Genomic DNA, 25,697 nt, shown 5'->3' on the forward strand with positions numbered 1-25,697 from the left:
CTCACCCGATCGTTCGAAGACCGGAACGAGCTGTTTTAGCGACACCGGCCTCACGCAGCAATGTCTGGAGCGCGGCAACGGTGTAAGCACGTCGCGCCCTCGCCCGCAGCAGCGGGATACCGATCTCGCTGAACACCGCGTCGACGAAAGTGTCGCGTTCCCTTCGATGCGGCAGCGCGTGCGTCTTGTCGTCCAGCTCGATGGCCGCGACGGGCTCGAGGCTGGCGGAATCGCAGATGAGGTAATCGATGCTTTTGCCAAACACCCTATTCATCGCAGCGCGTCTCTTCGAATTGCTCGCGCTCAGATCGACGTCGACGAGCTCAGCGAGCCGCACCTGTGCGAAAACGCGATAGCCCTCGCCGACCGCTTCGTCCAACACGGCGAGAAATCGCTTCTCATTTGGCGTCAGAAATCGCCCGCGCCGATAGGCGGGCCGACGCGAGCCGATGAACGCGACGACAGCGAGAATAATCACTCCGAGCAGCGCGAGAGGAGCGACATGCTCGATATCGATAAGCCGCATCGGCGACATTATGGGGAAGCCTCCACTCGCCGCCGGGGCGCCAGCTGTTGCGCCGCCTCGGCGTCCGCCGCGATCATCGACGTGACCGCTGCCAAATCCGCTCGCAGCTTCTCCCGATTTTCCCGGCTGGGCAACGTCCCCTCGGTCTCCTTCGCCGCCGCCTCGATCTTGCCGAGCAGCGTCGCGGCGCGCTCCCGGGCCGCGGCCTCGTCCTCGCCGATCGCAGCCTCGATCTCGACGATTTTTTCGTACAGCGCTTTGTCGAAAGGTTCAGCGGGCCGATCGCCGCCCGACGCCTCTCCTTCCGTTCCATGCACCGCCGATTCGAGCATGAGAAGAAGGCGCGTCGCCGCGCCCTTCCTTCCCTCATACGGGGTAAAGGGAACCTCGCCCGCGGCGCGGATCGCCGCTTCGACGCAGGCGTCTCGATCGCCTCCATTCGCCTTCGCGTCGCGAAAGGCTTCGTATATCGCCCTCAGCGTCGGCTCCATGGGCTCGCGGCCCCCGGCGGCGACGATCCCATTTTCGATATTGGTCGCGATTTCGTGGACGGCGTCGAGCCTCGCCTCCAGCTCGGCGCGGGCGGGCGGCGCGAGAGACAGGCGTCTGACGAGGGGCTTCGGCCCGGACTTGTCGACATTCGCGTGAAAAACCTTCGCGTAGATGCGGCGGCCGCCGAACAGCATGATCGCCTCGCCCTCGATGAGGCTCTGCAGGTCTCGCCAATTGACGCGAGACACCTGACGAACGTCGGCCTGGCGCGTGTCGTGATAGACGCCGATATCGCCGCCGCGAAAGCTCGTCGCCTGCGCCACATCCGTCTTGCCCGACGTCTCCTCGATCCATTCGCGCGTGCGATTGGCGTCCTGCTGGCGCATCGCCGCGGTCAGATTGGCGTTGCCGAGCAGCGTGTAGGTCTTCTCGCCGAGCCGCGCGAAGATCCCCGAGACCTCCTGAAAGCCGAGCCAGAAGGCGATGTTGAGGCTGCGGCCCTGCGCCATCATCCGGTCGAGATCGCTCGTCGCGTAATAGGCGAGCTCGTCCAACACGATATGATAGGGAGCCTCCATTCCGAGCTTCTCCTTCGGCATGCCGAGCATTTGCGCCATCATGCCGCGCAGCGACGTCACCACGATCTTGCCGAGCCCGGCCAATGTGTCGGAGGAGTTCTCCAGCGCAGGCAGAGAGACGACCAGAATGCGCCGGTTCAAGACCACGTCGCGCATGTCGATGTCGCCCTGCTCGATCTTGAATATGTGCCCAAGCGAAACGCCGAGCTGGGTGAACATCTCGGTGAAGTAGAACCGCGCATAGCCATGCTGCTTGGATGGATCGTCGGACTTTTGCTTGTTGTAGTCGAGGTCCGTGTCATAGCCGGGCAGCTCGCCGAGATAGGCGAGCAGCGGATAGACGACGTCCTGTGGGAGGTCGAGAGCAATGTCCTTCGTCTTGCCGGTCGCGGGGTCGCGCAATTCATAGAGACCCTTGACGGCGAGCTTCCAGATCACGCGCAGCTCGAGCGCGTCGCGGATCTTCTCGATGTCGATCGGAACGCCGGCGTGATCTCTGATCCAAGTCAGAACGGGGATCACCGCCCCGATCAAGGCGACCGCGCGGCTGCGGAAGACGCCGTTTGAATCATTGGCGGCCTGCTCGCCGAGCTGGCTGACCACCATCTCGCGGATCGCGTCGGCGTTGCCCGTGGCGAAGGGATTGAAGCTGTTGCTCTCTTTGCTGCCGCTCGCGACCAGCAGATTGAGATGCAGCACATCGTCCTCGCGGCCGAATCGCCGCGCGAGCGCCATCACCTCGCCGAACAACGTGTGGTCGGCCTTGCCGTCGACGAGAACGAAGCCGCTCGCATGGGTCAGCGCATTGGAGACGAAGCCCAAAATCGCGGTCGTCTTGCCGGCGCCGGTCGTTCCTGGAATGGTCGCATGTTGCCGGCCGTCCTCGGCGGTGATCCACAATTCCCGGCCGGAGACGTCGCGGCCGAGATAGATGATGCCGGCCGCCATGCGGGGTGCGCGGTTCTTCGGATCGGGATAGTTCCAGTCCGCGACGGCGGCGCTCTTGGGAAGCCGCATCGGCAACTCGACGCGTCGCGTCAGGACGAGGGCCGCGTAGCCGATCGCCGCGGGGACGATGAGATCGACCGACGCGGGCTCGAGCAGCATGAGCCCGGCCCCGACGCTGAGCATGGCGCCGGAAAACTCGCTCATCAGCGAGCCCCAGACACGTGTCGACATCGGCCGCAGATCGCGCAGCGCTTGCGCGCCGGACCGCTCGAACCGCTCCTGCGGCCCCGAAATCTCGCGTGGGATCATAGTGCTCCCCGCGCCGCCGGCGCTCGCATCATTGCTGCAGGCCGAAGGCGGCAGGACCCGATTGGCTCGCGCCGGCCGGGGTTCCCGGCGCGGGCGTGATCTGCGGGGGCCGCTGCAGGTCGCGAGCGAGCGTTTCGGGCAATGAAGTGGGCGACGCCGTCGCGGCGGACCCTTGAGAAACCGCCGCCTGGTTCACGCCGAAATCTTTTTGCTGAGACGAAACGCTTCCCGCCCGAAAGCCCACATAGCCGACGGCCGACACGCCGAAACCCACGAGGAGCGTCGTGAGCAATGATCGTCTCGTCGGCGCGGCGGAAACGTTACGACGTTCGCTCTCCGTGACGATGGGCTCTCGCTGGCCGGCCGCGGTCGCGACGATCGGCCCGTCCAGATGCACATGAACGTCGATATGAATATGCGGCGGCTCGTGAGCGACCTTGATCGTATCGGTAGAAACCTCGTCCATCATGATCTCCTATTTTTGTCGAGAGCCGATGTTCGTGCCGAGCCGCGCGAATGAGAAGGCGCATCAGACCTTCCGAACCGCCGCGAGCGCATTGTCGATCGAGGCGCCGCGCAAGGGCGCGCCCGCGATCAATTCGGCCGCCCAATGGTCGCGCGCCCCGATCGCTTCGACGAGCGGCGTCGCGTGGAGAAGAGGGTCGAACATGTCCGCCGGGTAGCCCAATGAGTGCAGCGCGTACCAGAGCCGCCGATCGACGAGCTTCAGGAAGTTGAACTGCGCCGGCGGCAGAACGCCGCCTTCCGCCCGCGCGGCGAGGAGAACGCTCATAGTCGCGGGGGTGGTGAAGCCATGCGCCGCCATCGTCTTGACCAGTGGCTGGCGCAAATCTCGTTCGCCCAACCATTGATCCGCGCGCTCGATCAGGGCGGTCGGAAAAAGGAGCGCGCGATCGGGACCTGTTCGGCCTTCCTTGCCGATCGGCCCCAGCGCCGACGAGAGATCGCCCAGATAGCGCTGCGCTTCGTCGCGGCGCTGCGCCCGATGCAGCGAAAACGCCGCCAGGATGCAACGGACATGCGGCGCCGCGTCTCCCGGCTTGCCGCGGACCGAGCCGAGCTGACGCATGAGCTCGGCCCGCGCCGCGGCCTCATTGAAAGCGCCCTTGTCGTCTGTCGCCCAGCGCCCGATCCATTCGGCGCGGGTCAACGCCCGATCGGCGGGACGCGGCTTGCCCGGCTCGACATCGACGAGCCCCAGCCGTCTGCGCACGAAGGCGGCCGGCGTCCGAAACGATCGCAGCTGCTCGCGCATCAAAGCTTCGAGATCGAGCGGCCGGGAAAAGCGCTTCGCCCCGGCGCGGCTGGCGCAAACGGTGGCGAGAGCCAGAACGACGCCGATCGAGGGCAGGAGAAAGAAGCGCCCGACCTCGCGGGCGAGGCGCAGCAGCTGCGGAAATTTCACCGTCGCGGGATTTGTCGCGAGAAGCTGGGCGTCGGCGACGTCGTAGCGATCCGTGAACAGATGGATAAATGTCATCTGGCCGTGCAGGCCCTGCATGACGATCGCGCTGATCGCCGCGTGCTGCTCCTCCCAGAGATACCAGCCGCCGAAGCCGACGCCGACGATGAAGACGGCGACGCTCATCAAAAAGGCGGCGCCGTCGCTCACATTGCCCTGTGACGAGTGCGAAACCGACATCACCTCGCTCCAACGGTGACGGCGCCTTTGTCGGCCGAGGCAATCTCGCCGGCGGCCTGCCGCTGCAGACGCCGGCCCTGCGCCAGGACCAGGCGGCGATAGGTGGCCTTGTGTCGTTCATTGTGCGAATGATAGAGCCCGATCCCTTCCCAGAGATCGCCATCCGCCTCGTCGAGCGCCTGCCGCAGGATCCACGCCCCGCCTTCGACATTGGCGCAGAATTCGTCGCGAAGAGCGCGATAGGTCGCCTCTCGCGACGCGCGCCAATGTTCCGCGAGCTTCGGCACCCAAATCTGGTTCACCTGCATCGGTCCGATGTCGACAGTGTCGTTGGTGTTCTGGCTCACTTTTCCGAGCCGCCCATTCTCGACATTCAGAAGGATCAAGAGAATCTCGGCGGGGATCGAATGCGTCTTCGAGGCCGCGTCGATGCACTCCTTGACGTAGGCGCCTTTCGCCAGATCATCGGCGGCACGCGCCGGTCCGCTGATCGCGACCATGGAGCTAGCGAGAATTGCGAAAAACCGTCTCATTGCCGCTGTTCCTTCCCTCGCTGGTCGGCCTCGAAGCGTTCGTTCGACGCCGACCAGACGTCGCCGAGCTTCTCCACCTCGACCCCGTTCGGCCCGCAGGCCTGCGATATCGCCTCCATCGTCGCCAACATCGCCATTGTGAAGGATCCGGCGTCGATCACGGCGAGGCGATAGCCGAGGAGAGCCCCTTCGTCGGGCTGCGTCGTAAGTCCGAAGCCCTCGCCCTTGACCTCGCGCCACAAGGCTTCGCCCGTCAGCAGGAACAGCGGCAGCAATCCATCCGCCGCGGCTGCGCTGTCGAATGGTACGGTCACGCCCTCGAACAGCACCGGCTGCCCGCCTTTACGTAGAAGCTTCTCGAGCACAGCCTCGACATCCCCTATATCCAGGATCATGCCGCCCTCCTGCGCTTCCAGGTCGGAACGGCGGTTCGGATCGGCCCGATCAGCATGCGCCGCAGCAGCCGCAAGACCGACGAAACCGTGAGGCCCGCCCAGCTGACGACAATGAAAAAGGTCATGCCGCCGATCGCTATGTAGAAAGTGAGCCAGCTCCAATAGACGACGAAGACCAGCAGGGGCAGGCAGGCTCGCCCGTCCAGAAACAATATCCGCGTCGGCAGAGCGGTGTTCCGCCACATCAGCCTTCCTCCCTCAATTCGCGGGCCGCCGTTTCCTCGCTGATGCGGCCATCCTGCAAGGCCTTGTCGATCGCCTGCGCAAAAGACTGTCCCTGCTCCTCGATGGCGCGGCGCGTCAGGCCCGGCCATTGCGCCGGATCCGTTTCCAGAAAGCGAGTGCGCAGCTTTCGATCGAACGCCAGGAACTCTCGCAGCGCCGTGCGCTTCCCGTCCAGGGACCGCGTCAGCCTCTGATTGACGACGAGCCGCAGCGATTGCGCGACGGCGCTGATCAAATTCTCGCGCTCGGCCAATGGGCAGAGGCTCGCGATGCGCTGCATCGTCAGCGCGACGTCATTGGCATGGATCGTCGTGGTCAGAGCATGGCCGGAGATCGCCGCCTGAATGGCCGCGCTCATCGTCACCGAATCGCGGCACTCACCGACGATGATGTCTGTCGGCTCGCGTCGCATGCAGCCACGAATGAACTGTTCGAAAGTCGGAAGATCGCGGGGAATCTCGCTCTGATTGATCGTCGAGTTCGGGCTCTTGACGCGATCGAGCAAAAACTCGACCGGGGCGGCTCCTTCGATTATGTCATAGTGCCCGTTCGGGTCGAAAAGTTTGGCGACCGTCATACCGGCGATCAGCGTGGACTTTCCCGAGCCCGTGCCGCCCGACACGATGACCATGCCGTTTCGCGGGCGGAACGCCTCCATGATGCCGGGCTCGACGAGCTGCACCTCCAGGGATGGCGGCAATCCGGGGATCGGACGCAGCACGATATTGACGGACCTCCGGCTGCCGCGCGTCGACGTGACGTTGAGCCGGTAGCGAAGCCGCTCGGTGCGGCTCAAGGCGATCTCATAGGTCGTATCGAGCTCGCCGCCGCCCTGCATATGCGCCATGCCGTCGGCGCCATAGAGATGATTGACGATCTGTGCGATCTCCGCCTCATCGACCGTCGTGTCGCCGACCCTGCGATTGCGGCTGTAGATCCTCAGCCGAGGGCAGTGCCCCGTCTGAAACGAGACTTTCGACGCTCCCGAGCGATAGGCCCAGGTGAGCAGTGAATCCAAGCCGGGCGCGCTCTTTCTCGGGTCCGCCACCCAGGAAAGACCGGCGCTATCCCACGTTTCATCAGCCGACGCGTCCGTCGCTAAATCATGAAGCGTCACGTCTCTCCCTCCCCGAGTGCGCGGTGTTCGTCGAGCTGCTCTCATCCCGCTCTCACCTCGGGCAGGGGCCGTGGCGCTTGGACGCCCAGCGCCGCGCATCGGCCTGCAGGCCGGGCTGACCGGTAATGCGGACGATCCGATCGCCGGCGCGCAGCTCGTCGCGGCCGCCGTTGACGACGCTATTCTGGAAGGCGACCTTCGGATGCTCGACCAGTCCAGCGCGCAGCAGCACCCGGTACCGCGCCATGCCGACGATATCGCGCTGCAAGCGACCGAGGTCGGACAGGAATATTTCGACCGCCTGCTTCTCGCCCTGCGCCCACCCTTCGGCGACCCATTTGTTCCAATAGGCGGCTTCCTGCTCGGTGCGTGGAAGCACGGCGTCATGGGGCCGCGTCGGCGCTTTCCAATTGCGCACGAGATAGGCGCGCCAATTCGGCGGGGCGGAGGCGAGCTGCGCTTCGCGCGTAATCTGATAGACGCAGTCCGTCTCCCGGGCGACCTGCGCATTCTCGCCGAGCGCGAAGGCGAGCTGTCCCTGGGTCACGACTGGCGGGCGCAGCAGGGTCCGGCCGCCGCCGAGCGGCAGCACCACGGAGCCGAAATCATAGCTCTTGTCGAGCGTCGGCTCATAGCGCCGCAGCATATCGTTGATCGCGAAAGATCGCGCCGCCAGGCCGCCTTGCGCCCCGAAGCTCAGCGCCGCCTGATACAGCGTGTCCTCTCGTCCCGGCTCCAGCCCGAGCCCAGGATCGCCCCGCCCAGCGCGCACCGCCTGCAGCGCCTCGAGGGACGGCGGACGTTCGCCTCCGACGACCGCAGGCTCCTGCGACGCTCCGGTGATCGGCTTGTTCAGCGGATTGCCGAGAACATGAGCCGCCGCGTCGATCTCCGCGGGCGAAGGAGCCGGAGGGACAGGATAGACCTTGATCCCTTCGGCGAAAGCCGAGGAAGCGAGAAGGGTCGAGGCCAGGAATGTCGAGACGAGTTTACGGAGCGTGACTTTAGACATGATAGATCACCTCGATGCGATGATGCTGCGCATCGACCTGCACGGTCGCGCGGTCTCCCGCGGCGCTGCCGATGGCCTGGAAAATTTCGTAGACGCGCCGGGGGCCGGATTTGATGCCGATCGACACCGACTGAACATTGAACGCAGAGTCGACGACGACGTCGTATCCGATCTCGCCGGCGAGCTTTTTCACCGCGCCTTCGATCGGTCCTTCCCATTCGAAGGCGACGATTTTTTGCAGCTCGGCAGGCACGACGGCAGAGCCTTGACGCGGAGCCGGGCGCATTCGACCGATCTCGCCCATCTCCTTGTCGACATGGTCGACGCTTCGTTGAAGGGCGATCTCCGCATTCGGCATGCCCGCGACGTCGACCGTCGTCGCAACATCATGCGCGCAGCCGCCCAGAATGCTCGACGCCAGTAGTAGGACGAGAACGCGACATGGATGGTTGGCGCTCATGTGATCTGCTCCATATTTTTGCGCGATCACGCTATTCGGCGTCGGCGCGAATGACGATGAAGTCTCGGCCGCTTGTCTCGACCTTTGATGAGGCGACGAAGTTCGGCCTCTTCGGCGTTCGCGACCGATTCGGCGTTATCGAGATCGAGGGCGCGGCGATGCTCCATTCGAGCGACGTCGCGCGTCCCCGAGCCGAACATGACGACGCCGTTAGGACGAAGCTGGATGCGAAAGCTGGGCATGGCGACGCTCCTCGATCACGAAATCAGGCCGAAACGATTCCCCTGCTCTGCGCGAATTTCAAACGCCCCCGCGGACGAGAGCGAAGAGCTGATATCTAATGAGCCGCCATCGCGGAGAACTCCGAGCCGCTATTTTCATATCGGAGCTTCGCGCCGATCCCGCGCGCATCGGCCAGCTCGTTCGCCAATTCGTCGACGACGCCGGTTTCCGCGCGCGTGTCGAGCTCGCCCCGCCGCATGCGCTTGGCCTTGCGTTCCTCGATCTCTTTTTCCGCCGATCCGCCCGGAAATATTCTCGCGAGACGACGCAGCGCCTCTCGAAACCCGATGCGGTCGTAGAGACGATTGCGCAGCGCTCTATCGCCAGGGGTCGTCGACAGCGCCCACAGCTCGATCGGCCCGAGCGTGTTGACGAGCATCTGCTCATATTTGGCGTTGTCCGCATGCAGCACCACCAGGAACGGCGCGCCGGCGGGACCGGGTCCATGAAGGCGGTGGCGGACGATGTCGGCGCTCGCTTCGGAGAGATTGAAGCGCTGCACAATCTCTTCGGCTTCCGCGTCGTCGCCGGCCCGCAGCACGAAGCGTCCCGTCGATTGGCTGACAATCGCGTCGCCCATGTCGCTCAAGCGCTGACTGGCAAAGCCGAGCTGAACATTGTGCTTGGGGCCTTCGCGCACATCGAGCTCGGCTTGCGCGCGGACCTGCGGACTGCCTTGCGTGCGATGCCATTCGTCATAGTCGAGTCGCTTCACCGACTCGTAGATTTCCTGGAAGCGGGGTTGGTGGAAGCCGCGCGCCTCTGCTGGCACGAATGGCAGGTAATCCGGCTTCAGGAAGAAATTGCGCGCGATGATGTGGCGCGCCAGCATATACATCATCTCGGTCTGGCGATTGGCCGCCGCCGAGCCGGTCGGCGCGACTTCCGCGAGATCCATGACGATGATCCGCGCCGCTCCGAAATCGAGCCGCGTCGGGCTGTTCAAAGTCGGAAACTTGCGAATGACATCGTAGATATAGCGTTCGAAGAGGTCCGAGGCCTGCTCCGCCGTCATGGCGATGGTGAGCTTGCCGAACATGTCCTTGACCTGGTCGGTTCTCGCGGCTCCGACCAGATCCTCCAACACAGGGACGGAGTGCCGTTGCGCCACTTCGGCGAGACGATAATTTCCGACCGCGCATAGGGCCTGCACCACGTCTCGCCAATGCGGCTCGTCATGATGCAATTCGATGCCGTGTTGTTCGATCGCTGCATCGATGTGAGGCTCGACCCCGCGCCGATAGCGCTTGGGCGACGCCCCCGGAACATCGGTGCAGAGCCGATAGGCTTCGTCGATCACGATGCCGATCATCTGGGTCATGCCTTCGAAGGGCGTGCTCTGATCCGGCGGCAGCGTGATCAGCGCGAGAAAATTCTGCAAGAAAGCCTTTTCGAGCGGCAGCGGATATGCGCAGCCGACCTGCAGGTCGAAGACGTTGAACTCGAAGCCCGGTGCGAATTGCATGCGCGTGTAGATCGCCTCGTGCCGGCGCTGTGGTCCCAGGGCTTCTTGAATGAGAAGCACGAAGCCTTCCGCCGAATCCCCGATATCGACCTTGCCGATTAGCGGCAGCTTCGCCCCGACCGCGCCGAGCGCGACGGAGCTGAGGCAGAGGCCGAGGTTGATCGTATTGGCCAGCACCGATTTTCCCGAACGGGGCGGCGCGACGAATGTGTCGAGCACCTGCGGCCGCTTCGAGCCGCCGGACGGGTCATAGGGCCACATCGCCCCATTCGGCTGGCGGAACAGCACGCTGCCTCGGTCCCAAGGGGACGCCGTTCGTCCCCAAGGCAGCATCGCCAGCACGTCTCCGATCAGCGCCACCGATGGCGGCGCCGTGGACGCCAGCGCCAGTCCCGGCACGCTGCTCATGACGCCTTCGAGCGGATCGCCGATGACGGTCGTGCCCCGGCAATTTCCCCAAGCCTCGAGTCGCTGCTTCAGCGTCGACAGTCGTAGCCGCAGCTTGCCCACTTCTCCGAACGGAGCCCAGGTCGCAAAGGACGCCCGCAGGCGCACCGCGATATGGTTGTTGTTTTCGCGCTCGCGCTTCAAAAGCTCGAAGGCGCGGGTGATGTCCCGATTGCCGGGGAACATCCACAAGAACTGCGCGCCGGCGCTCTTCAGGAGCATGTCCGAATTGCCGCCGCCCTCGATCAAGAAGGAGACGCGCCAAGGGACGCGATCCTGCCCGAGCCGCGACGACAGCTCGACGAACGGCCGCGGGTCCTCCGGCCCCATCGTCATATCGACGCAGCCATAATCATAGAGGCCGATCTCCACCCTTTGCCCGTCATGGACGACGGCGTCGGAGTCGAAGAAGAAATCGCGGATCGCCGGCCACATCAGCGTTTCCAGGATCGGACGCTCATCCTTCTCATCCGGCCAGCGCGGGCGAAAGGCGTCTCCGACCAGGGTCGGACGCCAGGCGGAACCGACCGTCTCGCGATACATGGCCTCGCGCGCGACCACCAGAGCATCATGGGCCGAGATTTCCGTCGCGGCGACGTCGAGCCCTTTCAACGACGACACGACGCGCGAGACGAAGCCGCTGTGTCGCGCCGCCATGACGTCGCTGCGCAAATAGTATTTCTGAGCGTCGCCGATGTTCGGGCATTTCTTGGCCAGCGCCGCCTGCTCCTCCTTCATCTGCTTGCGCTCTTCCTTGGTGAGCGTCGTCGCGCGCGTCCACAAGATGAAATACGCCGCCTCCCAGCGCATCATGCCGGTCCAGAGCTTTTTGCGTTCCTCGAAAATATCGCCCAGCTCCAGCCCGATTTCCTTGGCGATCTCCCGGCAGGCCGACATGTTGACGCGCTCGATTTCGACGGCCGCGAGATCGGGATCGGAGGCGTACCATCCGACGATCGCATGTCCCCTATTCTCCAGCGTTCCCGAGATGTCGATGCGCATGGCGTTGGCCAAGCGATCGATATCGGCCCGCGTCGACATGCGGCGCATGCCGCCGAGACGAAGGAAGCTCACATAGTCGCCTTGCTTGGTGACGAGCGCGTCGCCATGCGCGGCTTCGATATCGCAAAAGCTGGTGAGGGGCTGCTTCGCTATCAACGACATTGCGGCGAGCCCACGAGATATCCAATGGAGCATTATCTATCTCCTCAAAATCGAAGCGAGCCTCTCCTTGACGAGCAAGCGCGGATAAATGTCGCAGCCGTCGACAAAAAAAGCGTCCGAGCGATAGCAAGCGCGCGCCGCCGAGCAGCTCGTGGCGACGGGCGTAGGAATTCTGCGATACGAACGACAGAGCTTCGGCGAGATCGCGCGGTGAAGACGTGCCGAGGCGCTGCTTCGCGATCACACTGCGCTCGACGAGGGCGGCATAGGCCGAGCCGGCGGCGAACAGATCGCCAGGACTGTTCGCGGGAAGGGGATCGAGAGGCCACGACACGGGTTTCTCGTGTCTCGCGAAAGACGAATGCACGCGATGCACGAGCGCATTGACGGCGCCCTGCGTGAATTCCGGCGCCCAGATCAGGATGGCCTCGCGATCGATTTCGGGGCGTTCGAGATTTTGAGCGAGGCAGCACAGCGCGCAGCCAAATGACCCATCGGTAGCTTCCGATCGCCCTTCGCTCCAGTTCGTGATCTCGCATCCACAATGCGGGCAGCGATCGGCGAATTCTCGTGCGCGCGGCTGCGCTGCCGCGAAAGCGGGCCGTTTGCTATGGCTCGTTGCCGATAGTGAAAGAGTGAGCATCGCGCCGCGCCGATCTTCAAAAACTGATGCGCCCTCGCCGGTCTTCGGCTTTGCGACCGAACCACCGGCGAGGGCCGATTGTCCCCTGCGCCTCGCCGCGTCACGCCGGCGAGGAACAGGAGAGCATTGGGCATCACTGGAAGGTGATGACGCCGGCCTGGTCGGTCACTTTCGCGCCCGCGCCAGTGGTCGTGTAGGAGGCCTTCTGGATCCACGAGCCGCCGGCGACGAACAGACCGGTCAGCACGAGACCCGTGAGACCGGCGGCGACTTTCCCGCTCTCGCGATTTTCCGGCTGACGCGACTGCCACAGGAACCAGACGCCGGCGACGAAGGTCACCAGAGCGGCGACATACATAGCGGTCGAGCCGGCGAAGCCGCCGGCGGTCGAGAACTCCTTCGAAATGCTCTGCACCTGCGAGCCGAGCGTCTGGCCGGCGGCCTGAGCAAAGGCGCTCGTCGCTCCGAGAGAAACGGAGAGCGCCGCGCCGGCGAGCAACGACGACACATGGGATTTGATTTTGGCGATGGTCTGCAAGTTCATCTCCTTCGATTGAGAGAGCGCCTCACGCCCTCGAAAAAAAGTTTCGGGCGAAGCTGTGCGAATATCGAGCGTCGCGTTTGTACGCCGAAAAATATTTTTGTGAGCCTATCGCTGCCGAGCGCAGAGATGGGCGCTCACGAACAGCCACACGCCGGGGTTCATCGCGATCCCCCAAAACAAACCCTTCGCGACCTTCTCGTACATGGTTGTTGCGGGCGCCACGAGGCGATGGAGGAACCGCCTCATTGCGGGCCTGCGAGGAGAAGCATGCTCATTCCGGCGAGGCCGACGCCGACCGCCGGAACCATTGCGATATCGGCCAGCCCGTATCGTCCGGCGTTGATGAGAAATAGCCGCGCCCAACGGGCTATGGCCCAAAGATAGACGGCGCAGCTCACCAGCGCCGCCAGCCCGAAATAGAGCCCCATCGCTGTGGCGAATCGTTCCGCGAGCGCTTGCTTCTCGGCGAGGTCGAAGACAGTCGATGCCGACAATCCGAGACCCGCCATCGAAAACAACCACGAATAGAACAACGCCCAACCGACCAAGGTGATCACGATTGGAAGCTGCTTCAGCTTCTCGACAATCTGCATGATGTTTTCTCCGCGCTGGAGAGCGTTTTGGATCAAAGGGGTCTGCGTCGGTGCGCTGGAACGCGAATGCAAATCGACGGACGCCCTCGACGGTTCACGTTCGAAACACGGAAACCAGCCATGTCGCGATGGTCACGACATTGATGAGCATGATCCCGAACATGAACTGCACGCCACAACCGCCGGGGCTACGATTGCTGCGGCCCGCGATCACCGCATTCCAGGTCAGCATCGCAAAGAAGCAGGACATCGCGCCGACGGCCTGGAAGAACCCCTGGAACAGCGTCACGATATTGACGACGGAGTCGCCAGGAGTTTGTCCCAACAGATTCCCATTGACCGTCGGCGCCGTGTAGCTCGTCATCGCCCCGATCGACACTTGCAGATTGGTTCCGGCCGTATTGTTCGCCATCGTCAGAATCGACGGAAACGACGCGAAGGCGCCCGAGAGGACGAGCGCCACGAACGGAACCCAGGGACGGCCGCGATAGGGATTGTGGCTCTGTGATTGTGTCCAGAATCCCCATCCGGCCGACATGAACAGCGCGAGCGCTGTCAGATAACAAAAGGTCGGCAACAGAATCGCGATCGCGTTGCCGATCTCTCCTGCGAAATTGACCAATCCTTGCACGTCAGCCCCCTTCTACCGAATGCCGGGACGCCGACCCGCTCAGCGGATCGGCCCCTTCTCCGTCTGCACGACCCATTCGGTCCCGCGCTGGCTGATCTTGGTGACGCGCCCATAGCCCGGCACATGCGCTCCGATCCCGATTTGCAGCGGCGCGATTTCGTCGCCACTACGATCGAGCTCGGCCAACATGGCGAGTCCCGGCGACGCCGCCTGCACACGATATCGGGCGGGCGGAGTGGGAGTGTCGGGCTCGTTCTTCGTCGACAAGGACGCCGGGACGACGCCCTTCATCGCGGCCGGCCGCGTGGCCGGGGGCGCGACGGGGGGGCTCGCTTGTTCCGGCGGCGATGTCGGAGTGGCTTTCGCCGCGTCGAGCGAGCGTTGGGCCTCGCCGAGGTTCAGCCGGCGCTCGAAATCGTTCAGCTTCGCCTCGATGGCGCGCGCCGTTCTCTTGTCGCTGTCCTGCAGAGTGGCGATTTCCTCCCTGGTGCGTCGCACCAATGTCGAGAGCTCGGTGATCATGCCGAACAGCCTCGTTTCCATCTCCAGCTGCTTCTCTTCCGCCTTGACGGGCGAGTCCGGCGGCAATGACGCGACGCGCTTGATCCCTTCCTCTCTCACCTTGGCGGAGGGCTCGCCCGTGGAGGCCGGCGCCACAGCGACCGTCGCGATCGGGGCGGGCGACGTCGAGGCGGGCGCAGCCGCCGCCTTTGCGGCGACGGCCGGCGCGACTTTCGGCGCCTCGGGAGCCGCCGTCGCGGGTCTTACGCCGACCTCTCCGACGACCTCCGCCGACACCGGAGCGGGCGCGGCGCCGGCGAGGGGCTTTCGGTTCTCACGGTCCTTTTCTTTTTCGGGGCTCCAGAACGCCTGGACCTCCTCTGCGATCTTCTGAGGGGGCGACGCCGCCGGCATTTCCAAGGTGCGCTCGACGCGTTCGTTCAGCGGCACTGCAGCGAGCTTCGACGCCGGAGCCATGAGCCCGGCGTCGACGCCTTTCTCCGTCACCCCGCCCTCGAAGGCTCCGCTATTCGGCAAAAGAGCGACTGCGGCGATGGTCGCGACGCCGAGAGCCGCGAGAGAAACAGAAGTCGCGAGCTTATAGCGTTCGAACGGATCGAAGAGGTTCGTCCGCGCCTTCTTTTCTGCGGCTCGCGGAGCCGGATCGGTCTCGGCGACGAACGGGGCGTTCGGATCGGCGTCCGTGTCCGCGCCCGTTCCCGAGAAAGGCGGCTCCTCCTTCGCCGCGGCGGCGATAGGCTTTCCTCGGGGACCGAGGAATTCCGTGCGGATGCGCGCGAAGCTGGTCGCGATCGACGCGGCCAGCGTTTGCTTGTCAGAACCCTTGTCCTCCTCGGACGAGGGCTTGTTCGGCGCCGTCTCGGCGTCCGACTCCGGTAGGCCAAGCGCAAGCCCTTTGTCTTCGTCGCGTTCGACGAAATGCAGATTGGCGGCGACATCGCTCATGGTCTTCTCCTACTTCGTGTTGAGACTCGCGGGATCGACGCTCGCCGTTTCTGGCGGTGCGGCGACATTGGACAAGAAGATGACGCCGACGCCCGCATTGGCGGCGAGAAAGACGGTCGCGCCCTTCGGCGTTTGCTGTTGCAGCGTCTGTCCGATTTGTGCAGCCGCCGCGCCGCCGGCGATGCCAGCCTGCTGTCGGAAATCCAGCTTGCCGTAGCTCTGGATCATGCCGCCGTACGGCGTGTAGCCGATCGTCGAGTTCGATAGCGCGATGGCCTGTCCGAGACCGGCGACGAAAGCCGCCGCCGTCGGCAGGGCGAAGCGTTCGATGTAGTGCTGATCGACGCTGGTCGCGACGGCGGTCTCCATGCTGTCCGGCGCGATCACCAGGCCTTGCACGTTGATCGTCTGACCGTGGTGCTCGACGGAATTGATCCGGACAACGAGCCGCTCGGTGTCGCCGAACAACGCGCCGACCGCCTGGTTCTTGGAGAAGGTCCCGATCATTCGGTCTCCCGCCAGCGGTCCCGTGTCCGCCTGCAGGACGATCGGTCCTCCCGTGTCGGAATTGACCGAGAGCACCGTATGGGCGTAGACGCCGCGCCCTGCCGGGACCAAGACGTTTTCCGCCGCGCGTTGCTGTTGTTGCGCCGGCGGCGCCGAGCGCGTGCTCGTCGCCCGCGGCTCGACGCGGTTGCCCTGCCCCGGCGCGAGATCGTCTCGGACATCCGTCGCCGGCGCCAACACCAGATCCGTGCGCGGCGGCCGTCCTTCCCACTGCTTGAACAGATCGCCCACCGCCTGCCGGAATTGCTCCTCGTTCGCTCCCCCGTTCGCGTTCGCGTTCGTGCTCGGGCTCGGGGGCTCGTTGGCGGCGACCTGTTCGACGCGCGCTTCCTCTTGTGGTCTTTCGGGCGGGACGTAGATCGGCGCCGGCTCTGGTATCGGGACCACTGCCGGCTCGGGCGGAGGCTCGGACACGGCGACCTCCTCGGGCTCGCGCCGATCGACGAGCCGCAGGGGCGCCGCGGCAGGCAGGGGCGGCGTATAGGACGCCCCAGACGCGAGCGCTTTGTCCGCTTGGCTCTGCGCATGTCGCTTCAGCAGCGCGTCCTGCGCCGGATTGCTGTGCATGCCGCCCGGCAGCGGGTCGACCTCCGGCATTTTGGCGACCGACGACTCGGGGAGAGCCGGATGCGAGATCGACGAAACGCCGATGAGAAGCGCGGTCATCGACACGCCGACCACGGCGATCGTGACGATCCGAGCCGGGCCGCCCCGCCCGCCTCGGTTGAACTCGCGAAGCTGCGACAGCAGCGGGATCTTGGAAAATAGGTCGGACATTCAATCCTCCGTCAAAGAGGCCGAAACGGTGCGTCCCTGATGAGAGAGCAGCACGACCGGCGTCGCGGGAAGCTGGTAGACGGTGAGGCCCCCTTCGGCGGCCTCCGACGCCGTCCATTCCGGGGAGATCAAGGTGAGACGCGTGCGCAGATAGACGCGATCGCCGAGCCGCCACGCGCGCAGCTCGTCAGGAGAGACGCCTCGAACCGACATTGGCGTCGCCTCCGCGGGCGGAACGCCGTCCAGCATGGCGGTGAGGAACGGCGCCGCCGTGTCGGGCGCGCTCGCGCGAACAGTCCCCGCCTTCGCGTTCGGGCCGCGCTCCGCCACCTGGATCGAGATATCGGCGTCGTAGCGAGCGCCCCCGCCGATCAACAGGAAGCTGATCGGCTTCGGCGCGCCCTGCAGCGTCACCACGAGTCCGCCGCGCGGCTGTAGCGACATCGGCGTGATCTCCAGGACGTTCGATCCCTTGGCAGGCGTGCAGACGTAAAAGCCCGTGGCGGCGACCGCGGGGCCGCTGGCGTTCTGCCCTGTGTTGCAATTCCCGCCATCCGTCACAGCGGCCGGATTGCTATTCGTGTCCCATTGGATCGGCCATGGCTCGCCGGTGCGGTCGAAGAAGGAGATCGCAGTCGGATAACCCTTGACGGTCTGGATGATGTTGACCGCCTGCCCCGGTGCGAAGGACACATTGACGCGCCGGCTGGCAGGCGCCGCGAACTCCGTCGTCGCCTGTTCCTGCGCGCGCTTGTTGTCCCCGAAGCGCTTGCCCAGATCCCGGATCATTCCGGGCGTCAGAGGAATGATGTTCGCGGCTCGATCAGCCGTTCCCGACGCCTGCACGCCGCCGCCGTCCGCGGCTCCAGGAATGCTCGCCGATTGCTGCGCCAGACCGTGCGAAACAGTCGCCAACAGGACGACTGCGGCGCCGCATAATATGCGTTTGTTCAGCATCTTTTCGTCCTCATTGCTATTGGCGAACCGCCACGAGCTCGTCGATCTCCAAGCCGTCCAATCGATCCTCGTCGTTCGTTCTCGTGACGAGCGCTTTGATCACGAGATTTTGCGTGATGTTCTGCTGGCTGTTCTGGCAGGTCTGAACGATCGGAACTTGGATGCGGTAAGCGAGCGCTCCCGCGATCGTGGCGACTTCGCTGATGACGGCGGCGCGCTGCGCCTGCGCATAGCAGAGCAGCATCGACCGCTTCATCGTGTCGAAATTCTTGGTGTCCACGACGCTGGTGGCGAAACTGTTCCAGCCGCGTTTGGAGAATCTTCGACTCGCAGCGGAAAGCTGCTGCGGATAATCATTGTAGTTGATGTTGTAGGGAGCGAGCGCGGCGCGCGTCGACCAATCGAGCAGCTGCGCGTCGTCGACGATCGGCGTGTCCAGCGCAGTGACCTCGCGCGTTTTCCTTCCGTCGATCACAAAATATTTCGGGGTCGGCGGATGCGTCCACAGATACGCGTCATGGACCGCGAAGACCGTCGCCAGCAGCGACGATCCGATAGCCAGGCCGATGGTCTTGGATAGAAGAGACGCCTGAAAATCCGGATCGGACAATCGGCGATTGATCGCGGCGTGTTCGTTTTGCATGAAGCCATCCCTCTCGAATAGATTCGACGTCGACGATCATCGAGAGGGTGCGTGCGAATATGAAGCGACAAATTATCGAAGCGCTACGCTCGCCTTCTTTCGCGAAGCGCGCGAAATGACGAGGCGTCACGACGGGCTGCGTCGCGACCGTCGCGGTCGAACGACATTCGCTCACTCTGCGAATCGTGCGACGTGCACACCCGCGCACATCGGCTCACGCGCAGCGCTCGCCGTTCGCGCAGAAGCGTGCGTACAAGTGAAGTCAGCTTTGTCGGAATGCTGTCGCAGACGAAGTCTATATCGTGAAGTCGAAGGGCTTCGACAGGCATTTCATGGCGCGCAGGCTCACGCCCCGTCGAATCTCGATGCCGGCCGCCCACGCATCGTCTTTCCGCTTTTGCGCGGCGGCCGCGACGAGCTGCGCGCTCTTGCCTGTCGTCGCATTTCGTCTCTTCTCGTTGCGCTTCGCCACGATGGAGATTCGATAATCTCCGGGCGCATGGAATATCAAGCGTCGCGTCGCGCCGTCAGCCTTCGGAGTAAGCACTTTCATCGCGTCCTCGTATCGCTGCCGATCGAAGGTGAGGCTTTTCGCGCTTTTCGAGCTGAGATGCAGCCGCTCGACGTGGCTGCCTACGCACGAACGGCCGAACCCTGCCGCTTCTTGGATTGCGGGCTTGCTCATTCCGCCGAGGATCGCGATGGCCGTGATGACGTAATTCTTCGTGCCGTAATGGCGCACCGTGTCCACATTGGTGGGCAGTAGCCTCGCCATGAAATCCTCGACCGCCGCATGCCACTCGGGTTGCGTCTCGGCGGACAATGTCGACGGCTTCGCTTGCCGCGGAGTACGCGGCTTTTTCACTTTGGCGTCGACGAGCGACGCTTCCTTTTGCGATTGGGTGGGGCGATCGGAAGGAGGCGTGGCGAGCGACGGGTCCGCCGGTTCCACTTGCGTCGTCGGCGCTTCCTGCGTTGTCGCCGCCGCTTCCGCCACGGGGCAAACCATAGGCGTCGATGAGACGTTCGGCGCTGTCTGCAGCGTTTCCGGTGTCTCATGCAACGTCGGCGTTGCGAATGTTTCGGGGGACGGCTGACGATGCGTTCGCCTCCGTTTTCCCGTCGCAAGCGCGGAGGCCGCGTCGCGCGTCGTCGCCGTTGCGGCGGCGGGTTTCTTTGGCCGCTTGGACTTCCGACTACCATCCGTCTTCGGCACACGTCGCGTGGGCAAGCCGATGCGGCGCCGCTTTCCATAGAGCGAACCCGCGGAACGCCCGAGAAATTCGGCCAATGCCGGGACATGGACGCCACAGGTCCATCCGACGATGAACAGCGTGTGATCCATCAGCGACCATGCGTTCTTGCGTGGTCGGAATGGCTTTTCGAGCTGATCCAGGCCGATGGGAATCCCACGGTCCGAGATTTCGTCGAGGATGGTTGTTCGCGTACTGCCCAAATAGGCTGCGATGGCGTCGACGCCGAGACCGGCGCGCAACATGCCTTCGATGAGGCCTTCGGCGCTGGCCAATTCTCGGCCCAAAAGCGCCAAAAGCAATCCCGCCTCGTTGGGCGTGGCTTTGAAAAGGGTGGTTTCAAATGAATGACGATCGCAATCGAGCATGGTGTCTGCTCCGGTTCGTGCCGAAGCAGGCTACTCATGCGTTATGGAATGTCAACCTAAAATACGGGTCCGGTTATCGAGGCGGCTTCCCTTTCGATCCATCTTTGAGAAATTTCATGAGCTGTTCGTGAGATGCAGCCACTTTCTCAACCTCTTTGGTAAGCGCCTTGTCTTGTTCGTTGCGGGTATTCATGAACTCATTCAGCTTATCGACCACATGCACCAACTGGTGAACGGACCGATCCGTCGGCGCAGCTTGCAGCTCGGCGTCCGAAAGCAAATCCTCGATCGGCGCCTTTAGACCGGCGGCGATCCGCCGGAAAACACTCAGCGTCATATTCTGTCGTCCGCGCTCCGTGAGATATATGTACGCGGAGCTCACACCTGCAACATTTCCGAGATGCTCTTGCGTCATTCCCGCATCAACTCTCAATTTTTTGATGCGACGGCCAATTTCCACCAGGAACGGATCGGACCCTAGCTTTTCGTCCACTGGCTCTTTGACTTCCTTTTTTTTGGTCATACTCATCTTCCCCAGCTTTTCAGGCCCGCGCGCCGCGACTGAGCATATTCAGCCGCCCCATCGGCGCGAGCTTTCCCCTCATAGCGATCCAATTCGATTCGATTGAATTCTACATTTCGATTTCCGTCGTCATTCGCGCAGACCGATAGCACGCTTCGTGGCTCACACTGGAGTCATACGCTATGCGAGCCACGACGATCCTGCCAATCCTTCTCTTTTATGTATGCCCGTCCCGGTCAACGCCGATTTTGCGATGCTGCAGTCCGAAAAAGGCGACACCCCGCCCGCGACGGCGGCTTCCGCTCCCCCCAAACTCGTGGCGAAAGGGCAGAAGACCCGCAGGGAGCTGAAGCCCCCCCGCGCCCGCGGCTTTGGAAATCGTATCCCGCTCTCCTTCGCAATACGGCAAATCGTCCCGTCTCCGGTCAAGGTCAGGTTCGCCCGCGAGGACGATCGCGGCGCCCTCGTCGATTGGCGCGGCGGTCGACCATGGCCGAGCGTGCTCCGCGAGGCCGTTCGTCCGCTCGGCCTTCGTGCGGTCGTTCGCCAGAACATCGTTTCCGTCACCCCTAGATAATTCGGCTCGTTATTCGCGCACAACGCTTCGACTCTGTCGTCAAGCGGAAAAGGAGGCCGAATGCCCGATCTCGTCACAATGGACATTGGCGGCTGGCTCCACCCGAGCCAGCTAGATCTCATGAGCGAGCTGCCCGACGCGGCTCGACGCGCGGAGTTGGACCCTACGATCGAGTCGGCGGTCGTCGCTCTCGGCGTCGCCCTCGACGACGCCGCGTCGCTCGACCCGCCAGGCCTAGCGCAATGCATTCGAACCGATCCGGCTCGAACCTTGTTCCAGTCCGTGCTCGCGCAGCTCGGGAGCGAACGCCTCCTGCGCATGCTCGATTGGTTGACCGAACCCGATAAGCCCGACCGGCAGGTGATACTCGCCGCTCTCTTCGCGCTCGAGGCGGGAGACGCCACCGAGGCAATCTGTAGAGCGACGCGATTTGCGAGCAGGCATGCGCTGCTCCGACGCATCATCGCCCACATTCGCATCCGCTCTCTCGCCCTCTGCGCGATGGAGCGCCATCGAGACAAAACCAATCAAAGGAAACTTCATCGATGAGACGAACGATCATCTCGGCAACCTTTTCGATTGCCCTTTCCACTGCCGCTCTGGCGCAAACCGCGCCGCCGTCCGGTTCCGCAGGCGCGTGCGGGACGCTCTACCAACAGGCCGCCAGCGCGGCCGCCGCGCGCATCGCCGCGGACGACAAGGACATTGCACCGCCCCAGACCGTCAAATCGCTGACCTGTCTCGACAATATCTTGAAGGGCGTCGGCCTCAATGTCGTGGTCAATCTCCTGGACCCGACGAACTTATTCAACGCGATCGAAGGCCAGCTCTGCAACGCCGTGACCAACGCCTGGAAGAAGGCGCTCGGCAGCGCTCAGTGCGGCATCACGCTCAGCGGCTTCAATCTCGGCGCGTTCAACTTCGGCGGAAGTCTCGGCGGCGGTCTTTCCTGCCCGAAGCTGAGCTTCGGCGGCGGAGGGCCGCCCATGGGCTACATCGGAATCGGTGGGGCCGGTGGGAGCGGCAGTCTCTATGTCAACGGCTCCGGTCGTGCGCCGACCGGATACACGCTTCCCAACTCGATCGGCCTTTGGTGAGGAGCAATTTCAATGAACAAAACCTCTCATCTTCTTTCCGCGACGACCGGCGTCGTTCTCGGCGCGATCGTCTTCGGCGCGTCACCCGCAAGTGCGCAATTGGCTGTCTTGGATGCGACGTCGATCGCTGTTCAGCAGGCGCTGCAAAAGCTTCAGGACCAAGCCAACAATTTCTTGAACACGATCACGAGCCAGTTGGGTCTGAGTGGTCCTCTCGCGAGCTTGCTCGGCTCCAGCACCTATGGCGACGTCACGACATTGCTTCGCCAGGGCTTTACCCAAAACGCCAATTACTCGAAGGCGCAGGTCTCTGCCCAACGACAGATCGCCGACGCGTCGAACACCGCTATGGCGCGGTTCGAGCGCGATAAGCGAAACGCCGTGATCCGCGACGAGCATGTCGTCAGCCCATTGCATTGCGCCCATCTCGACAACGGACAGACCATCACTGTCGGAGCGGGCCAATCGTGGAAAGTCGCCAGTGCGATCCAGATCGTCGCCGACCAGCGCGGCGAAGCGGCAAAGGGCACGCCTTCCTATTATGGAGCCTCGCAAGCCGTCGAGGCGATCAATATGCTTCACTATTCACGATATTGCTCGGCGGACGAAGCCGCTGCGGGCCTTTGTAGCACGTCGCAACGTGAAAATGCCGATCAGCGTGCCTCTTCGCTGTTCGGCACAGGCACCTATGACGGCCAGGACGGCGTCAATTCCGCCAATGATTACGTCACCAATCTGATCCAACCCATCGTGCCGACGGCGCAGCGCGGCGGGCAAATGACGTCGCTGGTCGCCAAGGAGGCGTCGGTCCGGCGCCGTCAATACGAGTCGCGCATCTCGCTGGCGCGTAGCGTTCTCAACGAAGTCCTCGCCGCTCAATCGCCGTCGATCCCGCTCAATGCCGCGCAGAAGCAGCAGATGCAGAACGAAGGTCTTACGGCCGTCGACACCGGCTCCTGGGTGCAGGCGCTGCAACTCGACGTGCATCGCCGCTACAGCGACGTCAATTGGGCGGCGCAGCTGCAGAGCATGACGCCCGCCGCGGTCGAACGCGAGATCGCCAATGAGCTCGCCGTCACCAATTATCTGCTCCTGGAGAACTACCGGATGGCGATGAAGAACGCGAGCGTCAACGCGACGACGCTCGCCGCTGTCGCCGAACGCGACCTTCAAACTCTGAAGCCCGCCGTCGAGCTGCCGACCCCGAACCTCTCCAACTGATCGACCCATGCTCTCCACCGCAACAAATTCTTCTCCATTTCTCTGTTCCACGAGGCTAGCATCCCATGCCTACCGAACCCGAGAATTCTCCCCCCAAGCCCGATCCGACCTCTGCTTCTGACGACCGGCGCGTCGATGCGCCCAACGCGCAACATGTCGAGGAGCTGCGCGCCGAGCTGAACGGCGCAATGAACCCGCGCGAGCGCAAGGCGATCGGCGAAGAGCTGACCCGCGCCCGTGACTATATGGCGACAGCCGGGCTGCTCGCCGTGCTGGAGGAACAGCGGCCGCGGATCGAAGCGCGGGATCCGCAGCTAGCCGCTCGCATCGATCGCGTTGGCGACGCGTTCATGGACAATCCGATCGAGCGGCTCCGCGATCCAAAATTCAAGACGGATCTCGCCTATGCTCTCGAAGACACCGAAAAACTCGTCGAACCGTTGCGCGTGGACAGGGACCTTCGCGACCAGCTCACGCAACTGGCGGCGTCGAGCCCTGGGCTCAAAAACGAGCAGATGCGCAGTCTTCTTCAAAAGACCCAAACGCTCGACGACCCCGATCTGGTCCAGCGGCTTCGCGATAAGGCGGCGGAAATCGCCGCCAAATCGAACCAGACGACGAAGGCAGTCCAGGGCGAAATATTCGCCCTGTCCTTCGAGGTGCTGGAGGCCCCACGCCGAGAGGCCGTCGCGCAATCGATCGCCAATCCGCCGATCGACGTCGAACGCCCGACCGCGCAGCCTCCTGTCTCCGCTGTCTCGTCTGCCGGTCCTCCGGCGAACGGACCGGAACCGACCGTCGAAACTCGGCTCGGCACTTCGAGGCAGGCGGCGATCGACGCCTTAGATGATCCGACGGCCGGCTCCTGGCCAGCGAATTTCGATCGTGCTCCGAGCGACGCCGCACCGCAATCGGAGTCCGAGGGAGCATCGACGCGACCCGCGACCGCCGAAGGATCTCCGCGTAATGTAGCGGCTTTCGCTGCGCCGGCAGATCCGAGCGTAACCTTGCGCGACAAGCCGGCGGACGAAGCCGCGAATACACCCCCCTCGCCCCCGGATCGAAGCAAAATCGAGATCGCGGCCTTCGATGCTGCGCCTCCATCCACGGCCCGCGCGTCGACTGTTTCCGAGCCTGCCCAGGACACGCCGAACGCACAGGCGAAGTCCTCGCAATCGCCGTCATCCGAAGGTCCAGCGCCTGCTTCGCGCGGCGCTCCGGCTCCCGCGACGCCTGCCAATGACGACCGCAATCTTGCCGCCTCCGCCGCTCGACCCGCCTCGCCGGCGACGCCTAGCAACGCGCCGAAAGCGCCGGCATCGTCGGGAGCGCCGGACGAGGACGAGACTGATCCCACCACGAAACATGAAGTGCAATTCGTGCAGGAAAAGCTCGTCGTCGGCGGCGTGTTCGGGAAGGCGCTCGGGGCCGTCGGGCGCTCCGCCAGCGCCATCGGGCGAATCCTGGAGGCCGCCACGCCGTCGTCACAAGCGGCAATGCAGCCTGGCGCTCAACAGCCGCGCGAGCAATCGGCGCGTGAGAAGCAGGCGAACACCGAAGACGTCCAGCGGCGCCTGCAGAACTTCGAGAACACGCGCATGCAGTCCAAACGCAACGACTCGATGCTCCACGCCGCCGATGCGTCCGGGTGTGCGGCCCTCGATGCGATGGGCGCGCTTCGAGACGCGCCGGGAGCCTCGATCCTTAATCGTATCCAGGACGCCGCCGCCAACAACAAGGGCGGCATGAATGTCGTGCTCGAGGGCATGAAGGCCGGAGGCCCGTTCGAAGGGCTGCGCAAGGAATTGAAGGCTGCGATCGGTCAGAATAACGCATTCGGTGCCGCTTACGATCGAGCCGCCGAAGCGCTCATCCAATACGGTAAGGACCGAGGAGCGATTATCTCGGCTCTTGCCTCAAATCCCAATGCTTCGAACTGGAACGAGCATTTCAAAAAGCTCGACGCTGCCGTCGGCGAAGCCGCTTCCTCTATTCCGAAGAAAGAGGGCGACGGTAGCATGCTGGAGCACCTCGGCGAAAAGGCCCGTGAGATCGTCGAAAAAGTGCTCGAAAAAATCAAAGCCGTGTTTCACCGAGATCCCGAAGCGCGGCCCTCCCCGAGCCCGGGACCCTGACGGCCTCTTTCGCCACCCGAAATCG

General features: G+C 63.8%; 26 protein-coding genes. 4 read left to right on the plus strand and 22 right to left on the minus strand.

What is annotated here, in order from left to right; genetic code table 11:
• Position 1 precedes the first annotated feature (1 nt).
• The 11 genes from IY145_RS01625 to IY145_RS01675 form a co-directional block, all read right to left on the minus strand.
• Entirely contained in the window at positions 2-535 is a 534-nt protein-coding gene (locus tag IY145_RS01625) for a DUF2726 domain-containing protein (protein WP_312030536.1), read from the minus strand.
• Entirely contained in the window at positions 535-2,853 is a 2,319-nt protein-coding gene (locus tag IY145_RS01630) for a type IV secretory system conjugative DNA transfer family protein (protein ID WP_196406634.1), read from the minus strand. The genes IY145_RS01625 and IY145_RS01630 overlap by 1 nt, the downstream gene beginning before the upstream one ends.
• Positions 2,854-2,881: 28 nt before the next feature.
• On the minus strand, positions 2,882-3,319 hold the full coding sequence (locus IY145_RS01635) for a hypothetical protein (RefSeq protein ID WP_196406635.1): 438 nt from the start codon (positions 3,317-3,319) through the stop codon (positions 2,882-2,884).
• A gap of 63 nt (positions 3,320-3,382) precedes the next feature.
• A complete protein-coding gene (locus IY145_RS01640) occupies positions 3,383-4,516 on the minus strand; it encodes a hypothetical protein (protein ID WP_196406636.1) in 1,134 nt (377 codons plus the stop codon).
• The gene (locus IY145_RS01645; protein ID WP_196406637.1) at positions 4,516-5,049 is read right to left on the minus strand and encodes a lytic transglycosylase domain-containing protein; all 534 of its coding nucleotides are present in this window, start codon (positions 5,047-5,049) and stop codon (positions 4,516-4,518) included. Before IY145_RS01645 ends, IY145_RS01640 begins: the two co-directional genes overlap by 1 nt.
• Positions 5,046-5,444 (minus strand): hypothetical protein, encoded by a 399-nt coding sequence (locus IY145_RS01650; RefSeq protein ID WP_196406638.1) that lies wholly within the window; start codon positions 5,442-5,444, stop codon positions 5,046-5,048. Before IY145_RS01650 ends, IY145_RS01645 begins: the two co-directional genes overlap by 4 nt.
• Positions 5,441-5,689, minus strand: coding sequence for an IcmT/TraK family protein (gene icmT, locus IY145_RS01655; protein ID WP_024882023.1), 249 nt, complete (start codon positions 5,687-5,689; stop codon positions 5,441-5,443). Before icmT ends, IY145_RS01650 begins: the two co-directional genes overlap by 4 nt.
• Positions 5,689-6,747 (minus strand): type IV pilus twitching motility protein PilT, encoded by a 1,059-nt coding sequence (locus tag IY145_RS01660; protein WP_246721675.1) that lies wholly within the window; start codon positions 6,745-6,747, stop codon positions 5,689-5,691. Before IY145_RS01660 ends, icmT begins: the two co-directional genes overlap by 1 nt.
• Positions 6,748-6,898: 151 nt before the next feature.
• Positions 6,899-7,858, minus strand: a complete 960-nt coding sequence (locus IY145_RS01665) for a type IV secretion system DotC family protein (RefSeq protein WP_196406640.1) — start codon at positions 7,856-7,858, stop codon at positions 6,899-6,901.
• On the minus strand, positions 7,851-8,318 hold the full coding sequence (locus IY145_RS01670; protein WP_196406641.1) for a DotD/TraH family lipoprotein: 468 nt from the start codon (positions 8,316-8,318) through the stop codon (positions 7,851-7,853). The genes IY145_RS01665 and IY145_RS01670 overlap by 8 nt, the downstream gene beginning before the upstream one ends.
• 337 nt (positions 8,319-8,655) lie before the next feature.
• Positions 8,656-11,709: an ATP-binding protein gene (locus tag IY145_RS01675; protein WP_196406642.1), complete on the minus strand. Its 3,054-nt coding sequence runs from the start codon at positions 11,707-11,709 to the stop codon at positions 8,656-8,658.
• A 328-nt stretch (positions 11,710-12,037) separates the two neighbouring features.
• On the opposite strand from IY145_RS01675, the gene IY145_RS26120 reads away from it, so the two are divergent.
• On the plus strand, positions 12,038-12,166 hold the full coding sequence (locus IY145_RS26120) for a hypothetical protein (protein WP_281433654.1): 129 nt from the start codon (positions 12,038-12,040) through the stop codon (positions 12,164-12,166).
• A 286-nt stretch (positions 12,167-12,452) separates the two neighbouring features.
• Here the strand turns inward: IY145_RS26120 and IY145_RS01680 are convergent, their stop codons facing one another.
• From IY145_RS01680 to IY145_RS01725, 10 genes are all read right to left on the minus strand, one after another.
• Positions 12,453-12,857 carry a hypothetical protein gene (locus tag IY145_RS01680; protein ID WP_409455278.1) on the minus strand — a complete coding sequence of 135 codons (405 nt, stop codon included), beginning with the start codon at positions 12,855-12,857 and terminating at the stop codon, positions 12,453-12,455.
• A gap of 248 nt (positions 12,858-13,105) precedes the next feature.
• On the minus strand, positions 13,106-13,456 hold the full coding sequence (locus IY145_RS01685; protein ID WP_196406644.1) for a hypothetical protein: 351 nt from the start codon (positions 13,454-13,456) through the stop codon (positions 13,106-13,108).
• 94 nt (positions 13,457-13,550) lie between these two features.
• Positions 13,551-14,087, minus strand: a complete 537-nt coding sequence (locus IY145_RS01690; protein ID WP_196406645.1) for a hypothetical protein — start codon at positions 14,085-14,087, stop codon at positions 13,551-13,553.
• A gap of 39 nt (positions 14,088-14,126) precedes the next feature.
• A complete protein-coding gene (locus IY145_RS01695; RefSeq protein WP_196406646.1) occupies positions 14,127-15,554 on the minus strand; it encodes a hypothetical protein in 1,428 nt (475 codons plus the stop codon).
• A gap of 9 nt (positions 15,555-15,563) precedes the next feature.
• A complete protein-coding gene (locus IY145_RS01700) occupies positions 15,564-16,898 on the minus strand; it encodes a DotG/IcmE/VirB10 family protein (RefSeq protein ID WP_196406647.1) in 1,335 nt (444 codons plus the stop codon).
• Positions 16,899-17,855, minus strand: a complete 957-nt coding sequence (locus IY145_RS01705; RefSeq protein ID WP_196406648.1) for a DotH/IcmK family type IV secretion protein — start codon at positions 17,853-17,855, stop codon at positions 16,899-16,901.
• A gap of 16 nt (positions 17,856-17,871) precedes the next feature.
• Positions 17,872-18,498: a DotI/IcmL/TraM family protein gene (locus IY145_RS01710; protein ID WP_196406649.1), complete on the minus strand. Its 627-nt coding sequence runs from the start codon at positions 18,496-18,498 to the stop codon at positions 17,872-17,874.
• A gap of 295 nt (positions 18,499-18,793) precedes the next feature.
• A complete protein-coding gene (locus tag IY145_RS01715) occupies positions 18,794-20,119 on the minus strand; it encodes a hypothetical protein (protein ID WP_196406650.1) in 1,326 nt (441 codons plus the stop codon).
• A gap of 73 nt (positions 20,120-20,192) precedes the next feature.
• Positions 20,193-20,642 (minus strand): helix-turn-helix domain-containing protein, encoded by a 450-nt coding sequence (locus IY145_RS01720; RefSeq protein ID WP_196406651.1) that lies wholly within the window; start codon positions 20,640-20,642, stop codon positions 20,193-20,195.
• Positions 20,643-21,453: 811 nt separating this feature from the next.
• Positions 21,454-21,762, minus strand: coding sequence for a hypothetical protein (locus IY145_RS01725; RefSeq protein WP_196406652.1), 309 nt, complete (start codon positions 21,760-21,762; stop codon positions 21,454-21,456).
• 2 nt (positions 21,763-21,764) lie between these two features.
• Between IY145_RS01725 and IY145_RS01730 the strand changes: the two genes are divergently transcribed.
• Positions 21,765-22,316, plus strand: coding sequence for a hypothetical protein (locus tag IY145_RS01730; protein ID WP_196406653.1), 552 nt, complete (start codon positions 21,765-21,767; stop codon positions 22,314-22,316).
• A 12-nt stretch (positions 22,317-22,328) separates the two neighbouring features.
• On the plus strand, positions 22,329-23,537 hold the full coding sequence (locus IY145_RS01735) for a hypothetical protein (protein WP_196406654.1): 1,209 nt from the start codon (positions 22,329-22,331) through the stop codon (positions 23,535-23,537).
• Positions 23,538-23,851: 314 nt separating this feature from the next.
• Here IY145_RS01735 and IY145_RS01740 read toward each other — a convergent pair whose 3' ends face one another.
• Positions 23,852-24,232 (minus strand): hypothetical protein, encoded by a 381-nt coding sequence (locus IY145_RS01740; protein WP_196406655.1) that lies wholly within the window; start codon positions 24,230-24,232, stop codon positions 23,852-23,854.
• 312 nt (positions 24,233-24,544) lie between these two features.
• On the opposite strand from IY145_RS01740, the gene IY145_RS01745 reads away from it, so the two are divergent.
• Positions 24,545-25,672, plus strand: a complete 1,128-nt coding sequence (locus IY145_RS01745) for a hypothetical protein (protein ID WP_196406656.1) — start codon at positions 24,545-24,547, stop codon at positions 25,670-25,672.
• The last annotated feature ends 25 nt before the right edge of the window (positions 25,673-25,697 follow it).

The organism is Methylosinus sp. H3A (genome assembly GCF_015709455.1).
GTDB lineage: Bacteria > Pseudomonadota > Alphaproteobacteria > Rhizobiales > Beijerinckiaceae > Methylosinus.